Here is a 26318-nt window from a genome sequence, read left to right on the forward strand (position 1 = left end):
TGTTTTACGATGGCCCCATCTGCATGGCACGAATGGCTTCAAAATGAACAGCCAACAGAAACGCTTCAGTATCATCTGCTCGCCACGCACTTTTTTCTTCTGAGAGGACTTTGTGTGAGAGTGTAACCATATCGGGATGAATTTCGGCGAACAACTCCGCTTCAATCACGGGCAGCTTTTCACCGTTTGTCATCCGTCGTACAAATGCCAGTACATGAGCTCCGATAGCTAGCCAGCGATCTCGCGGTATATGAATCTCCATGAGGCGAAACTCATCCTCTATTTTTTGGAGAATCTGTTTTGATTCAGAAATTTCAGATAAATAATCCGATTTTGTCTCAGCCAGTTCCTTGAGAATGTCATCAATCATTTGCATGTCAGTACCTTTCCCGAAGTAATCGCTTGATAAGCCACTATTCTTTCCTTTGTCTCCAACGTTTCTTGTTCACTGTCCGTCAAAATTGTCGGCTCTTTTTTGATCTGCAAAATGGATACGTCCGCGCATGCCCCTACTTTCAACGTTCCGATCTCGTTTTCCAGCCCGAGAATTCGTGCTGGACCTAGCGTACTCGCCGCAATCACATCGTCGAGCGAGTAGCCCATAGCGAGAAACTTCGTAAGTGTGTGCGTCAAGCTGTGCACAGGACCATCGATGTTGCGCTGATGAACATCCGTGCTAATGACATGTGGCATAATACCTTGGGCCTGCGCATGACGCAGTGTTTGGAAGCTGAAGCTCGCTTCGCCGTGCCCGATGTCGAGTAAGACTCCCCGCTCCAACGCGTCTTGCGCCTCTGGAATCAAATCGCCTCGTTCGTCGAACATCCCTCCTTTTTTCCCGTGAAACGCATGTGTCACCACGTCTCCTCGATCTAGCAGAGGCAATACTTCCGTGAGTTTTGGCGGAGCGTTTCCGATGTGCACCATCATGGGTACGCCCGCTTCCCTCGCCGCTTCCTTGGCTACGAGCAAGGGATGGATCCCGTTTTGCTTGACGACAGAACCGCTCATGCGGGCTTTTATCCCTCGTAGTATCGGCTGTTCTCGTATGAGCGCAGCCGCTTCTCTCGGGGTTAACCGCGACATGTCTGCGAGCTCCCCGCCGCCTGTACACAAACCATCCCCTGAAATGTTCAGAAATGCCAGAACACGAGTAACAGAAGGATACACTGCTTCTTCAAGAAAAGCATCAAACGACCATAGCCCGACACTGCCAGCATCTACTACGGTTGTCACTCCTTGCTCGACGCCGACCCGATCCGCGACTACGCCCAAACTCGTCTTTGTCGGGAAAACGTGAGCGTGCAGATCGATCAGACCGGGGGTCACCACATATCCCTCTGCATCGATCGTTTCCTTGCTTTCCAGATTCATCCCTTGGTCATCGGTTGTCTTCCCTTTCTCATACAACCCAACGATCCGCCCTTCCCGAATAGCAAGATCATAGTGCCCGTTCACATTCTGCGAAGGATCAATGACCTGTCCGTTGCGTATGAGTAGATCCACTTTCACTCTCTACCGTCCCCTTTCCTAAAAAATAGCGCATAATGGCCGTCACTTCACTAGGCGGAACTTGGAGGTTTACCTCAGCCATCAATTGGTTCAGCTTTTCACGCCATGCCTTCCATTCTTTCGATTCTGCCTCAGTCGCCGATTCCCACTCCTCCTGATAGGGTGAGCCAAAAGCCAGTCGATTCACCATCAACAGCAGGTGCAGCGTCAGTCCGCTTGCCATTTGTTCCGTTACGTACTCCCGAAAAGCAGTCACGATTTTTTGACTGATCTCATACCCTTTGCAGATAACATCCTGAGACAATCTCTCCACCACCGGCAAATCTGACGGATTGAGATCAGTAGTCAGTGTTGGGAACCAAGCTTCCTTGCGAGCATTCACAGCCTGTTGTCGATTTCCTTCCGCCACTTGCAAAGCTTCCAGACAGTTCTGAATCTGGTTGATATCTTGGCGTGTTGGAAGAGGACTGACAATCACAACAGGCACCTCGGCTTTGATCGGCAGGACACTGATGATGACATCCACGCGACGACTCGCCAAATACTTCTCTACCTCTGTGCTGGAACACAGACCTACGACCCGAAGTGAACGCAATTCGCTTTCCAGATACGTTTTCAAAAACCGCGAAGTCCCTCTGCCTGTTCCGCAAACGACAAGCGCATCTGCCTTTTTCTGCTCCAGCCAGCGATCATAACCTGCTTGGAAATGCAGGACAAAGTAAGCAATGTCTGCATCAAGCCAATAGACCCCCCGATGCCAAAACACTTCTTCGCAAGAGCGTTTGACTGCATCAAACATGCGTGCGTAGGAACGGCGAATCTCCTCCGTCAGTGGATTCGCAAAAAGAACTCCCTGACGATAACGGTTCAAACTATCATCCAGATGAGCGAAAAGCAGTCTGACCAGCTCCTGATCCTCGTACAACGGTGCCAACATCCGACTGCTAACCGCTTCTGTCAGCTCCTTGGTTGCCTGGAAAACGTCCAAAACGATCCTACCTGCACGCGCTTCTCTTGGCACCTGTTCAGTCCCTAGTAGCGGAAGGCACGCATACGCAATCTCGTGTTCGGGAATATCGACGTTCAATCGCTGACAGAATGCTCGAACCTCGTGTGAAAACAGCTCGTACCCGCTCCAATGCCTCGCTTCTCCCATCTCGGCATCATCCGCAGTGACCAATTGGCCCCTTTGTACACGATGGACGACAATGCATAAGCGAATCAGTAAACTAATCAACACTCGGTCTGCCAGCGTCTCCGCAGCAGCATTCATCCATGCTTTGATGCTGTGAATGATCTCCCCTAACTCTGTCCGACTGATCAGCCATTTCTCCAATAACGGACCTGTTCGCGCTTCTTGTCCATACTCTAAAAGCATTCCCTGTACCATCCGATACATGTCGATTCCATCCAACAGATCGTGAATCAAGTTTTCGAGAGCATACCGCTTGTGCCGCTCACTCCCGTCCACACGTACACCGTACCTTTGCTTCGTGACGAGCTCGAGACGCCAGCCATCGAGCAGCTTTTCCGCGTCCTTGACATCGGCCACGACAGTATTGCGACTGACTCCCATATGGTCGGCCAAATCGTTCATCCGCTGATACCCTTCTGACAGCAGAAGAATGAACAAAAAATGCTTGACCCGATCCTTTTGCGGCAGAATGAGTGTCTTGCTGTCATCCCTTTGCAAATTTTCCTTCAAAGCATTTCGATGCTCTTGCTCTTCCGTTATCCACAGCCCTTTATTCGGTTGAGAATGGAGGATGACATTTCGTTCCTTTAGCCATTGCCTGACGTTATCCAGGTCGTACTTGACGGTGCGTTCGCTTACCTGGAAATCGCGCGCGACGTCCTTAATTTTCAGCGGATAGTAGCTGTCGAGTATCACCTTCAGTAATGCATGGGAACGTGTGGTTAAGAAGACCATTCCTTTCTCCTTTCCATAAAAAGCTGTGTCCTTGCTTGAGATTCATTATAGAAAACGCTTTCTCAGTGGTAAAGAACGATTCCTTTCCCCATCAATCGTGCAATTTTTGCAATTATCAGTTCGATTCGACAGCGCATAGAAAAAGCCCGCAACGAAAGGTTACGGACCTCTACTTTTAAAAAGAGCTCACTTACAGGATTCCACCCAAGCTCGCACCTTTGACAAACAGTCGTTCGATATTTTTCTCGACAGTTGGATCGGGTACCAATGGCGGTGCTTGATGGGGCTTGGTACGTGCATCGATAATCAGATTATCACAACCCCAATGCTTGTTCTCGTAGTAGCTGTTCACGCCGTAAATGTCGTGGGATGGATTACTGCGTGTAAAGGTTGCCCACAGGAAGTTTTGAAGAGACGTGCTCATGAATGTACTGTCGTCACAAAGGATGATCATCGGGCAAGACGGGATCGGACCTCTCGCTTGAATCGCGTCACACAGATTCTGTAATTGCTGCTGGGCGCTCGCGTAATCGGTAAAAGCAGGACCTTGGATCGACACCACACCTGGCATAATCAAGCGGGCATTCTCAAACTCTCGCAAATCCTTCAGCTCATCCGGCACCTCTTTGCACAGCTCTCGTTTTTGATCGCCGTAAGCAGCGAGGACAACCTTACTGCCGCTGTTTAAGCCTGTTCCCGAATAATCCAACGTATCAATGGTCGTGTTTGTATAAAAATGAACATCGCGATGCAGATCGATTCTCTCCAAAATATAGGTCATAAAATCGACTTCATCATGCGTCGTCAATGGTCGATTTTCTTCTGCGGTAATGAATAAATACTTGGCCAAGCTCAATTGGCCAGTTCCTAAAATGCGGTTGGCAATGGTGAGCATCTCCGTCGGCTGTTTGACTTGCTGATAAGGCGTATATCGCTCGCTTCCGATGGCAAACAGCAGCGGATGCACACCGGCAGCATCTACAGCATGAACTTCTTTTACACCTGGGATTTCTTGCTTGATCGCATCGCCCGTTAACTCGTGAATCAGTTGACCAAATGACGTATCTTCTTGTGGCGGACGGCCCACAACTGTGAATGGCCAGATCGCATTCGGCTTGGCGTACACTTTCTTTACCTTCATCACAGGGAATGGATGGATCAGACTGTAATAGCCCAAATGGTCGCCGAATGGTCCTTCTGGTTTCGTATCTCCAGGATAAATATCTCCCGTGATTACAAAATCCGCATCATTGCTTATGCAGTAACCATCGATATAGCTGTAGTGAAAACGACGCCCAGAAAGCAAACCGGCAAAAGTAATTTCGCTCAAGCCTTCTGGCAACGGCATGACAGCCGATAAAGTATGGGCAGGCGGACCGCCAACGAAACAACTTACTTTCAGCGGCATCCCCATTTTGGTCGCTTTGGCTTGGTGGACACCAATTCCACGATGGATTTGATAGTGCAAGCCAATTTCTTTGTTTACCTCATATTCATTACCAGTCAACTGCACACGGTACATCCCCAAATTGGAATTCATGATTCCAGGCTTGTCCGGATCTTCCGAATAGATTTGGGGCAACGTGACAAAAGCTCCACCATCCATCGGCCAGCTTTGGATAAGTGGCAGGTCTGTTATGCTGATTTCCTGTGCGGTTACCGGCATGCTAGTCGATTTTTTTGCAGGCAAAGCCTTTAGAGCAGCAAAGCCGTTTTCGATATTTTTAAATGGCTGCTTTAGCGCTTTCATCGGATCATTGCGCATAGCGATTATATTTTCAGCGGCTTGCCAGGTGCTTCTGAAAATAAACTTGCTGCGCTCAATTGTGCCAAAAAGATTGGATACCGCACGAAACTTTGAGCCTTTTATGTTTTCAAACAGTAAGGCTGGTCCGCCAGCTTCGTACACCTTCAAGTGAATCGCGGCCATTTCTAGATAGGGATCTACTTCTTCGCGAATACGGACCAAATGTCCATGCCTTTCCAAGTCAAGGATGCACTCTTCTAAATTCTGATACATATCTATAGGGCTCCAATCACTAGATTCTAGATTTACCAGTAGATCAATACCTTCTCATCATACAGGAAAGATCCTACAAATTCACGTTACCCTTCCGCACAATTTCTTGAAGCTCGCTCAGTTCTCTGATTTCGTAGGTTGGCTGAATGCTCGTCTGATTTTCCTTGCCCAGAGGGTTGAACCAGCATGTATCGATCCCGTAAAGGGCTCCCCCTTGTATATCAGAGGTCAACGAATCTCCCACCATCAATACGTTCACCTTCTCCGTCCATTGCAGTTTGGAGAACGCGTATTCAAAAATTTCCCGATCCGGCTTTTTGTAACCGACCTCTTCGGAAATAATCAGGTGCTCAAAAGAGTTGCTAAGCGGTGAAGCGGCAATTCTTGCCGTTTGCACAGAGGCGAACCCATTCGTTATGATCGCCAAGCGGCAATCCTCCAAACTGTTGCACAATTCAACCGCTCCTGGTACCAAATGCACTTCTTTGCCCAAGAATTCGAGATAGGCGCTGCCGAACTCCTCTGCATCGACGTCTAGCTGAACAGCTTTGAAAAGTCTTCGAAATCTCTCTACACCCAGCTCTGCTAGAGTGATTCGCCCCTTTTCTAAATCCTCCCACAATCCTTTACTGATCTCTTTGTAAGTCACTCCATAATCAGACGATCCCGTAGCGAGTCCAAACTGAGAAAACGTCTTTTGCAAAGCATTTTCTTCTGTCGTTTTGAAGTCGAGAAGTGTATCATCTACATCGAATAATATGACTTGATAGCGCATGATAACCTCCATAAATCTTTACTGATCAAGTATTCGTACAAACTAACACCTTTCTATCATATCAAAAACAGAAGGCCAACCTGCATACAAAAAGCCTCGAACTGTATCATTCGAGGCTGTGCGAGATTTATTAGAGGAGCGGCTTCTGGATCAACGTGGCGAATTTGAACCGATGGACATGTCCGTCGTTAAACGTGGTCCTCCCACTTACGAAATGAACATGTTTTCCATTTCCAACCGGAATTGCGGGTCCAGTTACAATTCGCACGCGATGGAGATGAGTGAAGAAGTCTGTATTGGACCGAATGACATGAACGTGGCTTTTTCCTCTGGGGATTGCTTGACCAGTGACGCCAGCAAAACGGTGATTGTGTCGATCTGCTCCTTCTTCTGCAAGCTGCGTGCTACCTAAAAACTCATGAACATGTCTCTGAATTCTTGTTGTACGTTTACTTTTTAACTTCCATTTTAATCTTTTTTTATTAGCCATTGTTTTCATCCTTCCATCCCAGGCTTGCTATCACTGTATTCAGTGTGACAAGGAGGCGAACTGGTCAATAGCTTGTTTCCTACGAAAATCCATACTACCCTAACTTAATTCGCGCTTTTTCCTACATAGCTCCCTGCCATGATGATCGAATTCGTGTATCCACCACTTACATTTTCGAAACCTGAGAGCAAGGTTGGGGCCCCAACAAATTCAACCGTATCATCTTCATAGACATCTAATGCACCTAGGTAAACAACTTGGTAGCTATCCTCCTCGTCATTGACGACATGCAAGACGGAAATCATCCCGATTTCCGGTATTTCTTCTTCTTCGATGCTCAACACCGTTCCTTTATCTTGAATCATCGAAGCATGATACTTGGAAATGTTTTTATTGATATGTTTCGGTTGCACATTTTGATCGACTAATTGCTGAGCTTCCTTCACTTTGTCCCCAGTTGCCGGAAACAGATGAGCATGCTTTGCCAAAAACGCTTTGGATTCCGGTGGAAATTCTTCTCCAGCTTCAAAGCCATTCCCTTCATGTAAGGCGAGTACAGCCATCGAAAAGTACATATCGACATTATTATTTTCTGATTCCGCAACTGCCTCTGTACCTTCACTCGTGGAAGAAGAGCCTTGTTTGGCTAAATTGGAAAACACGGATGAAGTACTTGAATTCGTTGAACCACATCCTGTAACGAAAATGAATGCGAAAAAAATGAATGCATAAGAAAATGAAATTCTCATCTCACTCAACCTTTCCTATTATTTCCTTCCCCTCATTATCTCATGGTATTTCCCTTGCAGGAAGTCCACCCTTTCCTTCCGAATTCTCTCTCTACATGGTAGAAGGAAGGTGAAACAATGAACGCACTCTTAGTGATTGATGTGCAAAACGGAATTGTGAGTTGTGGGGATTACAAAGAGGAACTCTTTTTGATGGAACAGGTGATCAAAGATTTTAAAGAGAGCAATCGTCCTGTCATTTTTATTAGGCATATGGATGATGCAGAAGAAAGTCCCCTGAAAAGAGGCTCTATCGGTTCTGAAATTCACCCTTCATTAAAAGACTATTCCGACTTCATCATTGAGAAGCAAACCCCTAGTTCTTTCTTCCAAACTGAACTCACACAGACTTTAGAAAAGCTAGGAGTCGATCATCTTTTTATCATTGGTTTTGAAACGGAATTTTGTTGTATGTTTACGGCGATCGCTGCCTATGATCGCGGCTATAAAGTGACGTTCATTAAGGACGCAACTGGAACAACCAATACCGCCGAATCATACAGCATGCAAGGATTAGACATTAAACAGTTTGTAGGAACCGTTCTCCGTTGGTCAAGTGTCATTGAAGTAGTAAACTACACCGAGTACGCTGAAAAATATAACTGATCTGAGCAGGTCGTACCTGTTATCCGCAGACTCGCCATCGATTTCCCAACTCTGCCGGGGCCTATCAATGCCGATTAATACTACTGTATGGAATTTGGCCACCGCTGGTGGAGGCATTATAGCTGGCTTCCCCCGGTAACAATAAAAACGGGGATCCCAATAAGCGAAGCTAACGAACTCAAGTAGATAAAAATTCTCCGTAGATTATTGCGCTAACTGGTTCGAATAATACAGCGGGAGTCTAGGACTTTATTTTCTGGGCCATGGCTACCGCTGTTTTGATTGGTAGGTCAGTCTAATACTTATTTCTAACGAGCAACGAATAATTCTCCTTCAAGATTACGCCAGATCAACAGTTCCGGTCTAATTGCATGCCGGGATTGGTAAGTAGTCAGTGTGTTTCGGTATTCTACCGGGGCACAACTGGTTTAATTTTTTCTGAAACCGTTCATCTCTATAAAACCAAATGTATAAAGTACAATGTCTCAGTTTTGAGATGCGTGAAAAAGGATTCGACCCAGGCGTTATCAAGGCAGTTTCCATTGGAGAGTGGCTGCCACTTATGCCAAGTTCTTTTATTCGCTTATTGTACTGCCGAGACGTGTATTGGAAGCCCTGATCTGAATGTAGGGTTGCTTTTCTGCACGTCTCTTTCTTCTTCCACAGTAGCAAACTTGGTTCTTGGACGACCAACAAATGGAGTGTCACTAGAACAATTCTTCCCTCTCTGATCGACAAAACCTTGGCCACTATTTTTCTTTCGAACCCATTGCAGAACTTGCGTTTTACTAGGTATCCCCAATTCTTTAGCTATTGCTCTATAAACCATCCCTCCTTTTTCGTACATTTCTACTGTACACAGCTTAAACTCCTCGGAATATCGCTTGGATGTTTGACCATTTTTACCCATGAGAAAATCCCCTCCAAGTAGGGTGCACTACATTACCCAAGAGGTTTTTGACTGTTTCCTGTACTTTCATGCTTTGAACTTAGTTATGGATTGTTGCAATTCTTCCGCCATTCTGCTTACCACTTCAATAGCAGAAGCGATTTCTTCCATCGATGAATACTGTTCCTGCGCTGCTGCAGACACATTTTGTGTATGGGTCATAGATTGCTGTGAAGTATCTGCAAGCCCTCTTATCATTTTCACCACATGCTGCGAACTCGCCGTTACTTCTTCTACAATCGCAGACACTTCCTGTGATTGTACCGAAACATGTTCCACCATATTCGTAATATCATGAAACGCTTCACCTGCCTGCTGAACCATCTCAATCCCTTTATGAACAGCAGACGTTCCTTCTCCCATCGAACGCACTGCATGCCCTGCTTCTGCCTGAATTTCAGAAATCAACTGCCCGATTTCCTCAGATGCCTGTCCTGACTGCTCCGCCAGCTTTCGCACTTCATCTGCTACAACCGCAAACCCTTTTCCATGCTCGCCTGCTCTTGCTGCTTCGATCGCTGCATTTAAGGCAAGCAAGTTCGTTTGATTGGAGATTTCGGTAATCAGCGTAACAATCCGCCCAATTTCTTTCGACTTCTCACCAAGCGTATCAACAACTGACGCTGTCGTATTCACTTTTTGCTGGATAAGCTCAATCTGGGCTACTGTTTCTGTAACAACCCGGTTCCCTGTCGTCGCCTTATGATTTGCCGTTACTGTCAGATCGGCTACAGCCTGCATAGAAGATGCGGCTTGCTCCATTCCTTTGGAAATTTCTACAGCGGCTTGATTTACTTGATCTGCACCGGACAGTTGATACTCTGCACTTCCTGCCACTTCTTGAATTGTTGTTGAAATCTGACTTGCTGCGTATTTTACCTGTTCACCCGTTGCCAATAGCTCCTCACAACTTGCAGATAATTCTATTGCATTTGTGTTTACCTGTTGCACGACACTACGTACACTGCGCATCATGTTGTTAAATAATTGGGTTAACATCCCTATCTCATCTCTCGCTTGATAATCTCCTTGTACGGTTAAATCGCCTTGCGCCGCTTTTGCCATTAATTCTTTCATCATGTGAAGCGGACGCGTAATGATGCGACCAATGACTAAAGTGAAAAGCGCACATAATACAATCGCAACCACTGTAATGATAACTGTCCAAGTAATCGCGCCCTTTGCATAAGCGGTATTTGTCTTATAGAGTTCTTCCGCTCTTTCCTGATTGTAATCCGCCAGTTTCTCCAGCTTACCACTCAACTGCGTACGAGTCTCTCTAACATTTTCTACATAATATTGGTAAGCTTGATCATTTTTATTGACCATCGCCAGAGCAATTACTTTCTCTACATTTTCCCAGTATGTACTGCGCAACTCTTTATATTGACCAAATATCTCTTTCTCCTGCTCATCCATTTTTGTTCTTTCATAGCTTTTTATCAACTGTGCGGTGGCTTCCTTTCTGTCGTTCATTGTTTTCTTCATTTCTTCATTCTCTTTCGGGTCTTTCGTTAGTAATAAACCTAATGTATTTACCTCAACGATACGATTATTCAGTCGGATTTCAGTAAGCCATCTTACTGAATTCATCCGATCTTCATACATTTCAGTTGAATTTTCCGCCATACTTTTGATGTATGTAACCCCCACGAACCCTACCATGGTTAAAAATACAACTGCCATTATCATGAGCAGCAGTATTTTTTTTCTTACTTTTATATCCCTTATCCACTGCATTCCATTTTTGCTCCTTTATGTACAAATTTCCCAAGCATATTTCTAGAAGAACATTTCCATCTTTGTCCATTTTCATTGAATTTGTTCAAAATATTTGAATAGTCTTGGTGTAATAACTATACAAATCTGCTATCTTTTCATACATCCTGTCGACAGCTAACGTATACTGGACGAGGTCGTTGGTTCCGATACTAAAGAACTGAACTTCCTTGGCTAAGGCATCTGCCTGAAGGCATGCGCCTGGGATTTCCATCAATATGCTGACAGTGATATTCTCGTCAAATACGGCACCGTCCGCCCTCAATTCCGTTTTGGCCAGCTCCATGATGCGCTTGGCCTCGTGCAATTGCTCCAGGTGGGAAATCTTCGGAAACGTTGCATTTGTGCGCGGTATCGCTACGGCAAAAGGCGGTTCCACGTCCCACACGGCGATTTTGGCCCGTTATCGAGAAAATGTGGCACAGACCGCGTCAGGCGTATGAAGTCTTGAAGGACATGCCTGCCCAAACGCTCGATGTCCATAGTGTGCACTTGATGGCCAACATGTCTGTTTGGAGGAGACGGATGCGCTCGTAGCGTCCAATGTAGAGAGAATTGGTTTGTTTCCGTTCTGAGGTCCTCTTTATGGACCGAGACTCTTTCCCTGACGAGAATGAACAATATAATTCATGTCTTTTCAGAGTACAACAAATAATAACAGTCTTATTTTAGAAGTGCGAAAGATTCATTTATATTCAAATCACCGTATTGTTGATCAAACAGCTTACCGTCTTCTGACTTGGAATCAAACGGATTGGACTGTGGAGTTGTATACACATACACCAAGTCATATGAAAGACGTATGAGATACCCTAAAAAGTTTGTTTTTCGATTAATCACTGAAAGACACCGGGCTAATGCCATTTTTATTACATGTGCTCTCGACCATCATGCGATGGAGAATGGAAATCCAACTCATTTATATCGCAGTAATTTTAGGTTAATATAATCAATTACTTCATCTTTCTCCATTTCCTTCATATAGACCATTTCTTTACTTAAAAAATGCCAATGCATATCGACCTTGTATTGAATTACCAAAGATAATAATACTTCTATAGAAGGAGTTGATTTATCTGATTCAATTTCGCTTAAACTTGCATGTGATATACCAAGACTTTTGGCAAAATTAACTAGAGTCATATCATGTTTTTTCTTACCAATTTGACTCGCTCACCAATAGTTTTTGCACTCATTCGGCACTTGGTAGGGAATTAAATATCCCGTTCCACCCTAGAAAGTGAAACGGGATGTTTTTTGGGATTTTGTCATTCGGAGTTACCCTTTTGGGACAGCCTCAGGTAGTTCATTATTTTAACGTGGCATCCCTGAAGGTTTCTTCTCCTGCTTCCATCGTCAACAATACTTTTGCACTACCAATTTCTGTTGAAGGAATCTTAAAGAGATTCTTATCGATCACAACAAGGTCTGCTTCCTTCCCTTGTTCAACGGAACCAGTGATTTTATCTGAAAAGCTGGCATAGGCACCGTTAATCGTGAAACTAGCAATCAAATCAGCAACCGATGCTTTTTCTTCAGGTCCCAGCACTAACTTAGGATCGGTATTTCCGAAAGCCTCTCTGGTGACACCTACTTGTATTCCGTATAATGGATCAAATTCCCACGTTATCGGATAGTCACTAGCAGAGGCCACTTTCACTCCGTTATTGATCAGACTCTTCATCGGATACTCACGACTTGCCCGTTCCTCTCCGAGATAAGGCAGTTCAATGTTTTCATAATAGCCTGGTGATTTAATAAACCAATATGGATTGGCAACAGCCACAACATTCAATTTTTCCATGCGCTGAATATCACTTGGCTGAACGATTTGGAGATGAGTCATCTGATGGCGGGAATCTCTTTTTCCATTCTTCTCTACAGCGTACTCAAAACCATCCAAGGCTTCTTTTGTGGCAGCATCTCCGACAGAATGAACGTGCATCGCAAAACCTGCTTTATCCAATGCAGCAGCCGTCTCGTTAAAGACTTGAGGATCCCATTGCGGTTTGGCATTGTGCTTATCCATATATGGTTCAATTAGCGCAGCTGTCCCTCCCTCAATTACACCATCCATGAATACCTTCACCGAGTTTACCTTGACATCAGGTCCGTTTAGTTTTGCCCGTTCTTCTACCAACGATTTTACTTGAGACGGACCCTTGGCAGGATCAGTGGCCAAGGACACACGATATTTCAGATGAAGCTTTTTTTCTGCTTCAAGATCCTTTAATGCTTTTAAGGCATTACTACCTGGAATAGCTAGTGCGAGATGGACAGAAGTAATTCCTTTTTCTGCTGCCATATTCTCATAGGCTAAAATCCCTTCCTTATACTCTTCTTCAGAATAATCCGGAATAATCTCCATCACCAAATTTTGAGCGGTCTCACGAAGAGTACCGGTAGGTTCCCCCGTAACATCGTCTCGCTCAATTACGCCCCCTTCTGGATTCTTTGTATCCTTGGTAATACCGGCTAGTTCAAGAGCTTTCGAGTTCACCCACACCGAGTGATGGTCTTCTGAAGTTAGAACAACAGGTATATCTTTTACGATTTGATCAAGATCCTCTTTTTTCGGGCCCTTTCCGGGGAACACGGGGTTTACCCATCCAAATCCCTTCAAGCCTTTAAGATCAGGGTTCTTTTGTACAAATTCCTTAATTGTATTGAGATAATCCTCCCGCGATTCTTTTCCAACCAGATCCACTGAAAAGATTGTTTCAACGGCTGCAGTCACATGAGAGTGGCTATCAATAAAACCAGGAAGAACCATCTTTCCGCCAAGATCAACCACTTTGGTCTTTGAGTTTTGAAAAGGTTTTACTCCTTGATTGGTGCCAACATATACAATTTTCCCATCGCTGATCGCTATGGCTTCAGCAAAATCACGCTTTGCATTAACGGTGTAAACGGTACCGTTTTGCAATATGACATCTGCCTTTTTACTGATGGGGTTCGTTGCATTTATTTTGGCCTGTGCAAATCCTGAGAAAAGTGTACTCATTAAGAGAGATGCAAGAGCAACATTCAACGTCTTCTTTAGCTTCATACAATCACCTTTCCTGGCGTGTCTACAATTCACTTCAGGAAAAATTATATATAAAATATAGGTAGAGAAATATGTTCATAGCAAACGAAAAATTAATACTTTTTCATCCATCGTGGAGGTTTCTTTGTTCGAATAAATCGTACAGCTTAAAGGCTAACATGAGATTAAACCGCTCTTCCGGATCATCCAGCTCCAGCTGTAATAAGTCTGTTATCTTTTCTAATCTATACTTCAGTGAACTTCGATGGATAAAAAGATATTCTGCAGTTTCTTTTAAATTCCCGTTCATGGCTAAATATACTCGCAATGTATCAAACAGGTCTTTTCCCTTTTTATTTCCGTAGTTTAATAACGGGTCCAGATATTTCTTGCTGAACAATTTTGCCGCAAAACTCTCTTTAAGATCAAATAAAATGGAAAGAGAACCAAGATTGTCAAAGTTTTGTATACGTTTGTTTGAAAAGCGGTTACTTACGATTTTCAAAGCTTGATGAGCTTGGCGATAACAAACGTGGAAGTCTTCTATGGTTTGTGTCCTAGAACTTATTCCTAAAAAAATTTCAATTCCTTGTATGGTTGGTGAAACAACATCCCTAATTTGTTTATGAATCAGTTTCCAATAGAGGTTGCTGTCTTTTTCTTTTTGGTCAGGAACAATCAGAACATAGCGTTCCTCTTTTTGCGTTACGATAATATTTCGATCAAAAAGGTGTAATGCTGTTCTGATTCTTTCCCATATCCAAGTCATCTTGAGCTTAATTGATTGTAAATCCGCTTCTCTATGATTACATTCGATAGATAATACACCAATTCTATTAGGTTCAAACAGATTGAGATTAAACAGATTGGCATATCCGATCATTTTTTCTTTATCTTCAATCTTTTCCAGGAAAAGTTGATGGATAAAACCGTCCTTAACCTGTTCTTTTGCATCTGCCACAAGTTTTTGCTTTTTGATCTGAATCGCATATACATCCAAGGCGTAATTCAGTGTCATTCGCATTTCCAGATCGAATTCCTGTTTACTTGCTTTCACACCTACATACCCGAATAGCTCACTGCCACAAACTACCTTCCATATGCCAAGATTATTATCTTCCCCATATTGGAGCCACTGCTCTCGATCAGGTATATTCATAATTTCCCATGCTTTTACATTTAGTTGTCTTACGATTTCCTCTAGCTCCTCATTACGTTCTCCCATGAAAAAACTGGAGATCGGATGCAGGAAACGATCAAATAGAATAACTGTTTTTCCAATCAAATCTGAGAAGGTTTTGGTAATCTCAAAGTAACCATCACCTACCAGAGCCTGTGTCACTAATTCTTTATAGTGAATCATTCGTTTTTCCAAGCGATTTTTGTCTTCCAGTTCTGCCTTCAATTTCTGCTTTTCTTTCTCTTTGTTTTTTATCATTTCAATTACGATTGCGAAATCTTTCCCATATTCCCCAAAGGACTTGTCCGCTTGGATATTCAAGGGAGCCGCCTCCCGATACCCAACAAAACAGACATCAAAACTGGTGGATTCGCTTTCTTTAATTGGGAAGGTAAACCAGGTAACAAAACCTTCGTTCTCAAATTCGCTAAGCAGATCACAACTCTTCCATACTTCGATACCATCCATAGAACAATGTGGTTTAGATAAACAGCATTCCAAACAAGACGAACACGATAATGGAAACTTCTTTTCAAAGCTCTGTGAGTCTCCTCTTCTTGTTCGAATACTCAAGACATCCTCTGATTTTTGAATAATTGCAACGTAGTCACAGACAAACTCATCCCAAAATGACTCTAATAGAAACCGCAATGCTTCATCAACGGTTTCTAGTTTGTGCAAGTTTCTCGCAGTATTACGTAAGTGTATATCGATATCTTCAATACTATTCTGCCCCCAAATCCACTCCCATTTGTCCATTATATCCCTCATTTCTATATGTTAAATTTGAAAGAAACCCAACCAGAAGCGTTGCAACAAACATCATAATTGATATTCGTTCAAAACGCTGCCACTTAATTCAACAATCTTGGTACATCACTATAAAATATAATATGTAATCCCTATTATTAATTTGATCTATTAAGTTTTAAAAAAGCGCCAGACTCTAATCGGACACGCATTTCAACGATATCTGATACTTCTATGTTCCTATTTCAACAGACGCATGAGTTGATTCGTAACAATCGCGACAAAACCATTTCCCAATACGCGAAGAAAGTTATTATCTGGGATATGCTTCATGTTGAAGAGACAAATGGAAAGGTCTGCTGCGCAGCTGACACCTCGTATGTTAACAGGAGGTACTTTTTTATCTAACGCCAAAATCTTTCCTTACAGGAATGCTCCTATTAATCTCTATTTTCCGAGTTTTAAAAAGAAAGGCAGAGTAGGACTCGATTGTCGAGTTCCATTCTGCCTTTCTTTTTAAAGTATTTCTGCTTTGCCTAACACCTTCTATTTCTGAACCTCTATCGTTATTTTTGTCACATACTCTTCGCTAGTATTTTTGGTTACCGCATCTAGGACGTATTCTTCATACGAATATTCCCCGATTTGAAGTTCGTGGGCTTGCAAGTTATCGCTTCATGATTTTCTGTTTGTTTCATATATAAATTCGAATAGTTTTCGTAATCTGCTGACAATAGTTGATTACATGAAACCATCGCTCCAATTAGATACCCCATATCGAGCCGATACGTATGGGGCGCATCAATAAAATCAGAAACAGCCCGTACAAAGTCTCGGTCCGTACAATCTAGAATGGCATCACTGGAAAATAATTTTTCCTCCGAAAGTTCTTCTATAATGAAAAATCGGTTTTGATGGCTTCCTTGGTCAAGCTAAGCTTCGTTTCAATCATTTGTTGGATTTGCTGCAGGTTTTGAATTTTGCGCTGAATTGTAGACGCTTTATCTTCTAAAAGGCTAACAAAGTTTTCTGGTGTTTTGTTTTCCAAAAAGACCGGACATCCATACCGCAGATTGGTCGATCCTTTGCAGAACGTTCAGTCATTGCTATATGACAAAAGATGTCATAATGGGCGGTTTATACTGAATCCATCAACGAAACGATTGGAGGATTTCAGTATGATAGGTCTGCGTAGTATCGCAAAATGGGTAATGTTAATAGGGTTGTGCTTGATGTTCCTTTCAGCTGGTATGAGTAAGCTGATTGGCGATCCAGAAGCATCACTCGCTTTTCAAGCATTCGGGTTCCCCCATTGGTTCCAAGTTGTGATCGGTTTAGGCGAAGTGCTTGGCGGACTGGGCTTACTGATAAAAAAGTATGCGCGTTACGCCGCCTATACGCTCGCAGTCATCATGCTTGGTGCTACAATCACGCTTCTGCTACACGGTGACACGACTACTGTAGTGATTCCGTTTGTCTTACTCCTTGTTTTCTTGCTTATCGGTCGCCAGAGTGGTAGCAAAAAACAGCCGAATAACGCTACTCCGATTTAATCCGACTGCTCACAAAAAAGGCCGTCAGTTCCCACCCGTAGCTAGGTGAGGATCTGACGGCCTCCCGCTTTTTCTTCAAGCTCGTTCGTTTACAAATGCTTTTTTATAAAGTGTAAGAGGGTCTGACCTTGTGCGGTAAGAATCGCTCCCTTACCTTGGCATTTGGGGCATGATTCCTCTTGCTTGTTTCATTCACTAGAGTCCCCTTGCCTTCGCATTCCCAGCAGGATTGCTCTAAGTCATCCATTGAAATCGTCATGAGGCAAAACCCTTTCCCTGCTAAAAATAACCGTACCTTGTCCTGATTTTAACACGAATTCGTCATGTTCTGCCAGCAAGTTCACTATCGCGATGGCTGGCTCTTCCTATGTAGTCAAACAATTATTTTTCACATACCCTTCTGCTCGAAATCATAGTAGGTAAAGATAGTAAAAAAGGAGGGATGACATGTGGATCAAGAAAAAGTAACCATCAAGATTAACGACAATGGATCAATTCGTGTGACTGGTGCAGTTGAATTGCTGGATGGAGCAGGCGACAAGTATGAAGTCGGTTCATCTTTTTCACTCTGTAGATGCGGTCAATCCGAGAAGAAACCGTTCTGTGATGGCACGCATAAAAAAGTAGGTTTTGAAAGTGCACCACGGGCAAAAGCATGATTTGAAAGAGCGCAGATGCGCTCTTTTTTCAATTATCGATCACTTATGATGTAAATTTGTTTCCTCATTGGTATAATTTTGAAGAACCACGGCATTTTTAGGAGCGGTCTTATTTTTCATGATTGTCCAGATTCTCTAACATTCCGCAAGCCAAGTTCTCGTTTTGATTGACGGCGTTTATTTTTTATACCTACAATAATGACATTCCGATCCCATACGCATTGACGAAGAACGATCCTTCGTTCAGTTATGCCTGACAAAGTTAGGAGTTCACAACCATGTATGCACAAACAGTACGTTACGATCAATTTGGCGAACCCCATGAAGTATTGAAGGTTGAACAGCGGCTGATTGAACCTCTGAAGCAAGATGAAATTTTGGTAAAAATGAGCGCACGTCCTATTAATCCTTCTGACGTCATTCCGATTCGTGGTGCCTACAAGCATCGCATCAACCTTCCCGCCATTCCTGGGTATGAGGGGGTTGGTACCGTTATGGATACAGGTCCTTTTGCTCCCCGCTCTCTTATCGGGAAACGTGTTCTGCCTTTGCGCGGTGAGGGTACATGGCAAGAATACGTAAAAACGACAGCCGAGCTAGCCATTGCGGTTCCCGATTCGATCCCAGATGATATCGCCTGTCGATTGTACATCAACCCCATCACTGCGTGGGTCATCTGCAATGAGACGCTTCAACTGTCTCCCCATCAGTTTTTGTTAGTCAATGCAGCCAACTCAGCCATTGGCCGCTTATTTATTCAGCTATCCGCTTTTTTTGGTTTTAGAGTGATCGCCATCGTCCGAAACGCAAAATTTACCGAGGAGTTGATGCAACTTGGGGCGTGGCATGTCATCGACAGTTCACGTGTGTCTATTTATGATGCCATCATGAGTGTAACGAACGGACAAGGTGCTCATGCGTCTATTGATTCCATTGGCGGTCCAGATGGTTTAGAGCTGGCGAAGTCTACACGTGCTGGCAGAATCTTCTTGTCGTTAGGTCTTTTATCGGGAGTTCAAGTGGATTGGTCGATCATTTCGAAAGAGCTTGGCGTTCTCCCTCAACTATTTTTATTGCGCCACTGGAATCAACGAGTTTCCGTGTCTACCTGGCACGAAACGTTTGAGAAAGTCATCGAGCTCGTTCAGAATGGGAAGCTCCTTTTCGCAGAGCCTGGAGAGAAATTTGCTTTGCATGATGTTAAAGAAGCAGTGCAATTTGCGGAGAACCGTCAGCGTACGGGGAAAATCATCTTGGTGTAATTGGTCCTATACGGCTCTCGTTCTGTAGGGATGTACAAGTGGTTTACATAACATGAAGCCAAACATGAGCGTATTCTCGCCCTTTTTGGCTTCGACGAAACATAGGAGGTCCTATGGCTAAACATGAAAAGATGTTTCTTAAAAATTATGAATCAAAAGCCTCTGAATATCTGAACGATAAAGAAAAAGCATCAAATCTCCTAAAAAAAGCAATGAAAAAAGCAGATAAAAAAGCGATCGGAGATGCTTGGGAGAATTTACAGCTCCTCTTTCATATTTTCGGTGATTGGACGAGTGGAAAATATCGAACAATCCCTGTTAAATCCATATTGATGATTATTGGCGGGATTTTGTACTTTGTTTCACCCATAGACGCCATCACAGATTTTATTCCTGTTGCTGGTTTACTAGATGACGCGACAATCATTGGATTGGTGTTTCGACAAGTGAGCAGCGACCTTACTCTGTACAAAGAGTGGAAAGGAAAAGATTTTTTACAGGAATAGAGGCACAATCCATTCAATGGATAGTAGGAGAGTCTCTGTTCTCTCCTATTTTTTTATCCGAATGATTCTAGTAGAGCGAGGTGCTTTGATGACGTTACCCGAGTATTTACATCATACATTTCCAACGTTAATGCTTAGACCACCTTTGTTCTACAACTGGGATATTGGAATCCGCTTTGAGCTGGGTGTGAACTACGATTACCATGACGTTTATGAAAATTGCCCCTATTTACAGGGGGTTAATAGTCGAGCAATTACTTTATTTAAGACTTTACATGCACCTAAAGATGACATCTATATCGTAGTGGATGTAAACGATTTTGGAGACGGTCGGGCTTTTAATCGTAAATTGAACGCCTTTTCCAAGTATGTGAAGAATAAATCACTTTTGTATAAGCTTAGGCAAAATACCATTCCTTATGTTTTTCCAGAAGACGATGAGAATGAAGTCTATCGAACGCATCGGTTCTTCATGAAGTGTAAGACGTCGGACTTTGCCTATGTTCCCATGATAAAAGCAATCTGCCGTCAGGATATGGGATTAAAACCACGTATTTTTCATCGCGTCTACTTTATCAATACGAGCAAACATACCATCTTTCACATCTATGACGATCGAGGCTGTGATTTATTAGCCACTTCTCCTGAAACAATCAGAGGGATATATGCCAGCTATCCTCATTGGATATTAGATTATGACAGAGCCAAGATCGATCAGGTATTTTTGTAAATGGAATCAGTTACGGCAACACATTTCCGGCAGAGCGATAGATGTCATACCACTCTTCTCGCGTCAAACGAATATGGGTCGCTTTCACGCACTCTTTCATTCGGTCGATATTCGTCGTGCCAATGACAGGTTGCATGTTCGCCGGGTGCCGTAGTAACCAAGCGATGGCGATTGTTGTGTTGGATACTTCATATTTAGCTGCCATTTCATCGATTTTTTTGTTCAACTCAGGAAATTTCTCGTTCCCAAGGAAAGATCCTTCGAAAAATCCATACTGGAACGGCGACCAAGGCTGAATCGTAATATCATGCAGCCTGCAAAAGTCGAGTACACTGCCATCGCGGTTCACAGCCGAGTTGTTCTCCATATTGACGTTGAAGCCTTGCGAAATCATCGTTGCGTTCATCATGCTGAGCTGCAACTGGTTAGCGACGATTGGTTGCTTCACATACTTGTTTAACAGCTGGATCTGCATCGGATTTTGATTGGAGACGCCAAAGTGGCGTACTTTACCCGTGCTTTCCAGAAGATCGAACGCTTCCGCTACTTCTTCCGGCTCGACAAGAGTGTCTGGGCGATGCAACAGCAATACATCTAAATATTCCGTTTTTAGACGTTGTAGAATGCCATCCACAGCATTCAAAATATATTCTTTGGAAAAGTCGAACATGCCGGGCCGAATGCCACATTTCGATTGCAAAAGGATACGCTCACGAACGCTAGGGCTCATCTGAATCGCTTCTGCAAATACTTCCTCACATCTGCCCTTTCCGTAAATATCTGCATGGTCGAAGAAATTCGCACCTTCTTCAAGCGCCGTTTGTACGAAGCGCTCCGCTTGCGGCTTGTCTAGTGACCCTATCCTCATGCACCCAATTGCGATGACTGGTACTTCTAACTTGCTCGTGCCGAGTGGTATGGTTCTCATGTCAAACCCCCGATTCTTATAAGTGGGTCGTGCGATAGAGCAAAGAGCCTTCCCCAATTACCTGGAAGGACTCTTGTTTGGTGTAACTTCCCTGTACACCTGTGATTCTTCTATTTTCGGTAGTAATATTTCGCCCATTCGTTGATGATTTGTTTTCTCGTCTTCGCCTTCACCTTAGGGACATCGCTTGTCTCCCAATCTCGAATAGCCTCTCGAAATGACTTGTAAAACCAGAAATCATTAATAATCCATGAGCAAAAAATTTTTCGATACATGCGTCCCGCATGAATGCCAGAGCTGTATCTTCTTACAGCCTTACTTGCTAACCGTTTTGCAAACTTTTTACTTGGTCCAGTCTTGTCCTTTACAACCGGGAACTTCTTATAACTTTTACTCATCACTAACCTCCTTTTTGGGAAGTTAATGACCGTAATTCATCTCCTTCATCGCACACCCTCCTTCGGGTTTATCTACATGAAAATACTCATGAACCACTTAAAAGTTTCGCTTGTTCCATGAAAATAAAGTTTTAGACTAGAAAATAAAGTACTAGACTGATGGTAAATTATTCAACTAATGGGCAAGGCATCTCCATTGTTCATGCAAGTAAACTTACAAAAAAAGGGATTATTAAATTGTTTGTGGAAATTCACCTAATGAATAATATCTGGAGGAGATAAAATGAGTGACATGGTAATAAATGAAACGAGTCAAAAACTCGACATAGGCGGAGTTAAACTATGTTTTAAATATTATGGTGAAATAAGTGATTTTCCAACGGTGGTTTTTGATTCTGGTTATGGGTGCACATTAAACTACTGGAGTTCCATTAGTACTGAAATTTCAAACCAAACAAGGATGTTCATTTATGATAGAGCAGGTATAGGTGAAAGTGAAAGTGATGAGAGACCTCGACATAGTCAGCAAATCATTGAGAATCTTAGAAGCTTGCTTCAGAAAGCAAACGTGTCCCCCCCTTATGTTTTGGTCGGGCACTCTTTTGGGGGATTGAATGTTCGACTATATGCAAGTACATATCCAGAAGAAGTTGCCGGGGTGATTTTATTAGATCCCTCTCATGAAGATCAAAATAGAATCATGGTTCCTTTATTTTCGGAAGAAGTTCAGGCAGAGTACTATAGTCAGTTTGTTCTTGAAGGCTCTATTCAAGAAATTGAAGAAAGCTTTGATCAAGCTCGAAAATCTAAATCACTTGGTAACAAGCCGCTCATTGTCGTATCAGGTACATTACAACCTCATCATAATCCTGAATCTATGTCTGCTTGGATCGCATTACATAAAGAGCTTACTAAATTATCAACCCGTAGTAAGCATATAATTGTTGAAAATGCCGGTCATGCAATTCATATTGATCAGCCAAATGTTGTAGTCGATATCGTTAAAGACATGCTACTTTTATGTAAAGCTCAAAGTAATTGAGGTCATTCGTTCATCAGTGTTTTCTTTGATCGGATCAGTCTAAAACTTATTTGAACAAACAAGAAAAGAAAAGCCTTTGTAAGCAAAGGCTTTTCTACCATTTCGTATGGAGCGGGTGATGGGAATCGAACCCACGCCGCAGGCTTGGGAAGCCGGAGTTCTACCATTGAACTACACCCGCATGATGTTATCGCATTCATTCCAACTGCTTCCAATTATATAACTGTCTGAATTGTTTGTCTAGTACATCTAATCGAATGGAGCCGTGCCACTCATGTAAGAAAAGACCGCCGGGTATCGTCCCCGTACGGTCTTCTCTGCATGCTTTGCCATCAGGCATGCGCAAGTGTTTGCTCCGAAATAATTCGCCCACTCTCCATTTTCACTACCTGATCAGCAAGATGGAAGTAGCGATCGTCGTGTGTGATCGCAATTACACATTTGCCCTGTCTTTTCATTTCTGGCAGCAAGGATTCGTAAAAGAATTGACGATATTCTGGATCTTGGTCAGCAGCCCACTCGTCAAAGAGGAAAATGGGCCGATCTCTGACTAGACTGAGCATTAAGGCAAGACGCTTACGCTGCCCCGTAGACAGCTTCGTCGTGCTAAACGTTCCCGTTTCATCCACTTCTACTTTGTCAGCGATGCGAAGCACCTCTAAATGTTTGCTCACTTCTTCTTGTTTTGCTTGGTAATCGATTCCATACATCTTCTCAAACAGGTAGAAATCACTGAAAATCGCGGAGAAGAATTCGCAGCGTTGATCAGCATTCACTTTTTGGCCGTTCATAAAAAACTCGCCCTCATCTTGCTCATACAATCCGGTAATCAGCTTGGCAAACGTTGACTTCCCGCTACCGTTCCCACCAACAATGAAGACGATTTCCCCTTTTTGGCAGGAGAAGTCCAGCGGCCCTACGGAAAACTCTTCGCCCTCTTTGTTTTTGTATCGGAAACGCACCTGTTCAGTTGAAAATGTCTCAAAGTCTTGCGTGTTCCGCTCAGCCAAGGTTTCCTCTTCTCTTCTCGTCTCCACTGATAACGAATCAAGCAGCGCATTCAATCTCTGCCAGCTGATCTTGATCCGAATCAGCTCCGGTACCGCATTCAAAATACCGTGAACGGGCCCTGTCATATACAGGAAGACAAACACATAACTAATCAGCATTTCTTTTTGCAGGGAAGGGAAGAGAACCGGGAATAAAAAGGCAACCGTACCGATTACCACGACGAATAGCAATTCCCCAATCAAATACACGTTCACAAATTTAAATTGGCCCGCTGATTTCTTATGTCGATAGTCAGAGCAGCTTCTTTCCATGTCTTCTTCGAATTCTTTTCGTTGGGCCTGCGTTAGATACAGCTCCTTGAAGCCCCCGATCATATCGGTAATATAGGAGAAAAACACATTTTGGATGTCTCTGGTTTCCTCCCATACTTTGTTTGCAAAGCGACCTGCCAGCGTATACAAGCCTACAGCCACAAAAATGACAGCCAGACAAAACAAAAATCCGTATAGATCCAGCGAGCCTAGATAAATGAAGCAAAACACGAGTGTAACCGCACTAGTTAGTGCCACAACGACACTATTGGCGAACGTACTAATCGTTTCCGTATCATTATTTAACCCCGCATATATTTCACCGTTATCAAGTGTCTCGTACTTTTGATAAGGGGTCCGAAAAATTTTGCGGATCAGTTCCATTCTTTTTTCGTATACGATTTCATTTGTGATCACAATCAATCGGCTACGCATCATTTTCTCCCCGACGATATACAACAAGATACCCAGGAGAAAATACAGGAAAATGGATGCATGAAACTTGTTTGTAGAAGTGAGCGCCAGATTGATCATAAAAATAATCAGCGCATTCCCAAATCCGCTGATCAGCCCCTGTATGACAATAGAGGTCATGGATGTTTCTTGCGATTTCGGGAACAAGCGGGTGAGTGTGATGTAGACATTAAACAGAACGAGTCCTGCCACCAATGCGTACATAGCGTAAAAAATGGTGATGGGAAGCCAAACCTCGATGAACGACCATGGTAAGCCCATAAAAAAAACATCTGGCAAGTAGTATAAGGCGGCTGTCAAAACACTTCCCATGACAACAAATGCAACGAAGGATGCCAGACAGATTCGCCCCGCATTCGCGGTGAGTTTTCGTTCGCCTCGATAAACTTGCACGAAAATCTGCACGATCGCCCCACCAAGTACCAACAAAAGGATACCAAGGATCACGAGAGAAATGCTTGCCATACGATCCGCTTGAAGATTGGTGTCAGACACGATTAAGGGAGCTTCTTTGCCTAGTACGAGATTGACGGCCCCCTCTGCGATAACAGATGCGTTCAACGAGTTGATATTGGTCAAAACGACGGCGCCCAGCTTTTCCTCTGGACGAAATACCATGTACGAAGAAAATGCAGGGTTATTGCCGCCATGCGAAATTTGCCCTCCACCATCCTGATAAATCATCCAGCCTGATGCATACGAAAAACCATCTCCAGCAGGAGCTACCGAACGATCAGGAAGATGGGAAGCACGCACCAGCTCAGGACGAAATGCAGATGCCTCCAACCCCAACTGAATCTGCAACCATCGTTCCATATCGTTTAAATTGGAAACGACATAACCGGCTGGCGTATTTCCACGATATTCCGGTGCATCATACACGCGTGGGGAAAATAGTTCGATTTTGTGCCCTCTTGCCATCTCTGCCACGGGTGCCTGTGCCTTCAAAAAGGTATGGGTTAGCCCCAATTTAGCAATGACTTGTTGCTGCACATACTGTTCATAGGACTGTCCGGTAACTTTCTCGACCACATAGCCCAGGATATCGTAGTTAATGGTGGCGTATTCATACTCGGTCCCCGGCTTGCGAACCAGTTCAGTATCATTGATCGCTCGCACGGTTTCTTCGATTGCATTCTCACTGGAAGAAATAGGGATGGAGCCAATGCTTTCAAAAGGAATCCCGCTGGTATGATACAGCAAATGCTTAATCAGGATCGGTTGCTGTTGTCCTTTATAGGTAACGCGAAACCACGGGATATAGCTCTGAACCGGATCGTCCAGCGAAAGTCGCTTTTGCTCGACAAGCTGGTGAACAGCTAGCGACGTAAAGGCTTTGGAGTTCGATCCGATTTCAAACAATGTGTCAGCAGTAACCCGCTCTTGCTTCTGGGTGTCAGAGAAACCAAACGATTGCTTATAAATGGTTTTCCCCTCTTTGACGACCACAACAGCTGCACCCGGGATTTTTTCCGACTCCATGGTTTTATTGACTAGCTGTTCGATTGCCGTTATGATTTCCGTATCCTGTCGAACGCTCGTTTCGGCGTACACGGGCATACTGCCGGAAAGTACGAGAACCAGACACATCAGCAAGAACCCTAGTTTTCGTCTCGACTCATCTATGATCTTTTGCA

At 43.7% G+C, this 26318-nt stretch carries 24 protein-coding genes, 1 tRNA gene and 2 pseudogenes; 8 read left to right on the forward strand and 19 right to left on the reverse strand.

Going from position 1 to position 26318, the window contains the following annotated elements; all coding sequences use genetic code 11:
• Positions 1 to 4: 4 nt before the first annotated feature.
• The 7 genes from HPY27_RS00450 to HPY27_RS00480 form a co-directional block, all read right to left on the reverse strand.
• Positions 5 to 376: a hypothetical protein gene (locus HPY27_RS00450; RefSeq protein WP_174224126.1), complete on the reverse strand. Its 372-nt coding sequence runs from the start codon at positions 374 to 376 to the stop codon at positions 5 to 7.
• Positions 367 to 1512: an amidohydrolase/deacetylase family metallohydrolase gene (locus HPY27_RS00455; RefSeq protein ID WP_174224127.1), complete on the reverse strand. Its 1146-nt coding sequence runs from the start codon at positions 1510 to 1512 to the stop codon at positions 367 to 369. Before HPY27_RS00455 ends, HPY27_RS00450 begins: the two co-directional genes overlap by 10 nt.
• Positions 1472 to 3442 carry a BglG family transcription antiterminator gene (locus HPY27_RS00460; RefSeq protein ID WP_174224128.1) on the reverse strand — a complete coding sequence of 657 codons (1971 nt, stop codon included), beginning with the start codon at positions 3440 to 3442 and terminating at the stop codon, positions 1472 to 1474. Before HPY27_RS00460 ends, HPY27_RS00455 begins: the two co-directional genes overlap by 41 nt.
• 190 nt (positions 3443 to 3632) lie before the next feature.
• A complete protein-coding gene (locus tag HPY27_RS00465) occupies positions 3633 to 5462 on the reverse strand; it encodes a UbiD family decarboxylase (RefSeq protein ID WP_174224129.1) in 1830 nt (609 codons plus the stop codon).
• Between the two features lie 73 nt (positions 5463 to 5535).
• Positions 5536 to 6237, reverse strand: a complete 702-nt coding sequence (locus tag HPY27_RS00470; protein WP_174224130.1) for a YjjG family noncanonical pyrimidine nucleotidase — start codon at positions 6235 to 6237, stop codon at positions 5536 to 5538.
• 130 nt (positions 6238 to 6367) lie between these two features.
• Positions 6368 to 6727 carry a YmaF family protein gene (locus tag HPY27_RS00475; protein ID WP_017249043.1) on the reverse strand — a complete coding sequence of 120 codons (360 nt, stop codon included), beginning with the start codon at positions 6725 to 6727 and terminating at the stop codon, positions 6368 to 6370.
• A gap of 104 nt (positions 6728 to 6831) precedes the next feature.
• A complete protein-coding gene (locus HPY27_RS00480; RefSeq protein WP_174224131.1) occupies positions 6832 to 7476 on the reverse strand; it encodes a hypothetical protein in 645 nt (214 codons plus the stop codon).
• Positions 7477 to 7593: 117 nt separating this feature from the next.
• Here HPY27_RS00480 and HPY27_RS00485 point away from each other — a divergent pair, with 117 nt between their 5' ends.
• The gene (locus HPY27_RS00485) at positions 7594 to 8121 is read left to right on the forward strand and encodes an isochorismatase family protein (RefSeq protein WP_174224133.1); all 528 of its coding nucleotides are present in this window, start codon (positions 7594 to 7596) and stop codon (positions 8119 to 8121) included.
• A gap of 583 nt (positions 8122 to 8704) precedes the next feature.
• Here the strand turns inward: HPY27_RS00485 and HPY27_RS00490 are convergent.
• The 3 genes and pseudogenes from HPY27_RS00490 to HPY27_RS00500 all read right to left on the reverse strand — a co-directional run.
• A complete protein-coding gene (locus tag HPY27_RS00490; protein WP_017249046.1) occupies positions 8705 to 9031 on the reverse strand; it encodes a transposase in 327 nt (108 codons plus the stop codon).
• 66 nt (positions 9032 to 9097) lie between these two features.
• Entirely contained in the window at positions 9098 to 10810 is a 1713-nt protein-coding gene (locus tag HPY27_RS00495; RefSeq protein WP_174224135.1) for a methyl-accepting chemotaxis protein, read from the reverse strand.
• 109 nt (positions 10811 to 10919) lie between these two features.
• A pseudogene (locus tag HPY27_RS00500) lies at positions 10920 to 11183 on the reverse strand (putative PEP-binding protein); the annotation flags it as partial.
• On the opposite strand from HPY27_RS00500, the gene HPY27_RS29995 reads away from it, so the two are divergent.
• A complete protein-coding gene (locus tag HPY27_RS29995; protein ID WP_238144747.1) occupies positions 11137 to 11292 on the forward strand; it encodes a PEP-utilizing enzyme in 156 nt (51 codons plus the stop codon). The pseudogene HPY27_RS00500 and the gene HPY27_RS29995 overlap by 47 nt on opposite strands.
• Before the next feature lie 472 nt (positions 11293 to 11764).
• Here the strand turns inward: HPY27_RS29995 and HPY27_RS30495 are convergent, their stop codons facing one another.
• The 4 genes from HPY27_RS30495 to HPY27_RS00520 all read right to left on the reverse strand — a co-directional run bounded on the left by HPY27_RS30495 (position 11765) and on the right by HPY27_RS00520 (position 16855).
• Positions 11765 to 11992 carry a helix-turn-helix domain-containing protein gene (locus tag HPY27_RS30495; protein ID WP_174224137.1) on the reverse strand — a complete coding sequence of 76 codons (228 nt, stop codon included), beginning with the start codon at positions 11990 to 11992 and terminating at the stop codon, positions 11765 to 11767.
• A 166-nt stretch (positions 11993 to 12158) separates the two neighbouring features.
• Positions 12159 to 13898 carry an amidohydrolase gene (locus tag HPY27_RS00510; RefSeq protein ID WP_174224138.1) on the reverse strand — a complete coding sequence of 580 codons (1740 nt, stop codon included), beginning with the start codon at positions 13896 to 13898 and terminating at the stop codon, positions 12159 to 12161.
• A 103-nt stretch (positions 13899 to 14001) separates the two neighbouring features.
• Positions 14002 to 15816, reverse strand: a complete 1815-nt coding sequence (locus tag HPY27_RS00515) for a PucR family transcriptional regulator (RefSeq protein ID WP_174224139.1) — start codon at positions 15814 to 15816, stop codon at positions 14002 to 14004.
• Positions 15817 to 16699: 883 nt separating this feature from the next.
• Positions 16700 to 16855: a hypothetical protein gene (locus HPY27_RS00520; RefSeq protein WP_017249051.1), complete on the reverse strand. Its 156-nt coding sequence runs from the start codon at positions 16853 to 16855 to the stop codon at positions 16700 to 16702.
• A 130-nt stretch (positions 16856 to 16985) separates the two neighbouring features.
• On the opposite strand from HPY27_RS00520, the gene HPY27_RS00525 reads away from it, so the two are divergent.
• On the forward strand, positions 16986 to 17360 hold the full coding sequence (locus HPY27_RS00525; protein ID WP_017249052.1) for a DoxX family protein: 375 nt from the start codon (positions 16986 to 16988) through the stop codon (positions 17358 to 17360).
• Between the two features lie 89 nt (positions 17361 to 17449).
• Here HPY27_RS00525 and HPY27_RS00530 read toward each other — a convergent pair.
• A pseudogene (locus tag HPY27_RS00530) lies at positions 17450 to 17619 on the reverse strand (tryptophan RNA-binding attenuation protein).
• Between the two features lie 190 nt (positions 17620 to 17809).
• On the opposite strand from HPY27_RS00530, the gene HPY27_RS00535 reads away from it, so the two are divergent.
• The 4 genes from HPY27_RS00535 (at position 17810) to HPY27_RS00550 (ending at position 20517) form a co-directional block, all read left to right on the forward strand.
• Positions 17810 to 18019: a CDGSH iron-sulfur domain-containing protein gene (locus HPY27_RS00535; RefSeq protein WP_069844813.1), complete on the forward strand. Its 210-nt coding sequence runs from the start codon at positions 17810 to 17812 to the stop codon at positions 18017 to 18019.
• A 278-nt stretch (positions 18020 to 18297) separates the two neighbouring features.
• Complete coding sequence (locus HPY27_RS00540; RefSeq protein WP_174224140.1) at positions 18298 to 19281, forward strand: zinc-dependent alcohol dehydrogenase family protein; 984 nt, start codon at positions 18298 to 18300, stop codon at positions 19279 to 19281.
• A 113-nt stretch (positions 19282 to 19394) separates the two neighbouring features.
• The gene (locus tag HPY27_RS00545; RefSeq protein WP_174224141.1) at positions 19395 to 19787 is read left to right on the forward strand and encodes a YkvA family protein; all 393 of its coding nucleotides are present in this window, start codon (positions 19395 to 19397) and stop codon (positions 19785 to 19787) included.
• Positions 19788 to 19875: 88 nt separating this feature from the next.
• Positions 19876 to 20517, forward strand: a complete 642-nt coding sequence (locus tag HPY27_RS00550; protein WP_174224142.1) for a DUF3885 domain-containing protein — start codon at positions 19876 to 19878, stop codon at positions 20515 to 20517.
• A 10-nt stretch (positions 20518 to 20527) separates the two neighbouring features.
• Here HPY27_RS00550 and HPY27_RS00555 read toward each other — a convergent pair whose 3' ends face one another.
• Positions 20528 to 21445: an aldo/keto reductase gene (locus HPY27_RS00555; protein WP_174224143.1), complete on the reverse strand. Its 918-nt coding sequence runs from the start codon at positions 21443 to 21445 to the stop codon at positions 20528 to 20530.
• A gap of 110 nt (positions 21446 to 21555) precedes the next feature.
• Positions 21556 to 21843, reverse strand: a complete 288-nt coding sequence (locus HPY27_RS00560) for a hypothetical protein (RefSeq protein WP_017249057.1) — start codon at positions 21841 to 21843, stop codon at positions 21556 to 21558.
• Between the two features lie 283 nt (positions 21844 to 22126).
• Between HPY27_RS00560 and HPY27_RS00565 the strand changes: the two genes are divergently transcribed.
• The gene (locus HPY27_RS00565) at positions 22127 to 22885 is read left to right on the forward strand and encodes an alpha/beta fold hydrolase (protein ID WP_017249058.1); all 759 of its coding nucleotides are present in this window, start codon (positions 22127 to 22129) and stop codon (positions 22883 to 22885) included.
• 107 nt (positions 22886 to 22992) lie between these two features.
• On the opposite strand, the gene HPY27_RS00570 is transcribed toward HPY27_RS00565, so the two are convergent.
• Positions 22993 to 23066, reverse strand: a tRNA-Gly gene (locus tag HPY27_RS00570).
• Between the two features lie 151 nt (positions 23067 to 23217).
• The gene (edeA, locus tag HPY27_RS00575) at positions 23218 to 26277 is read right to left on the reverse strand and encodes a cyclic peptide edeine export ABC transporter EdeA (protein WP_174224456.1); all 3060 of its coding nucleotides are present in this window, start codon (positions 26275 to 26277) and stop codon (positions 23218 to 23220) included.
• Between the last annotated feature and the right edge of the window lie 41 nt (positions 26278 to 26318).

Origin of the sequence: Brevibacillus sp. HB1.1, assembly GCF_013332445.1 — a bacterium.
Classification (GTDB): Bacteria; Bacillota; Bacilli; order Brevibacillales; family Brevibacillaceae; genus Brevibacillus; species Brevibacillus porteri.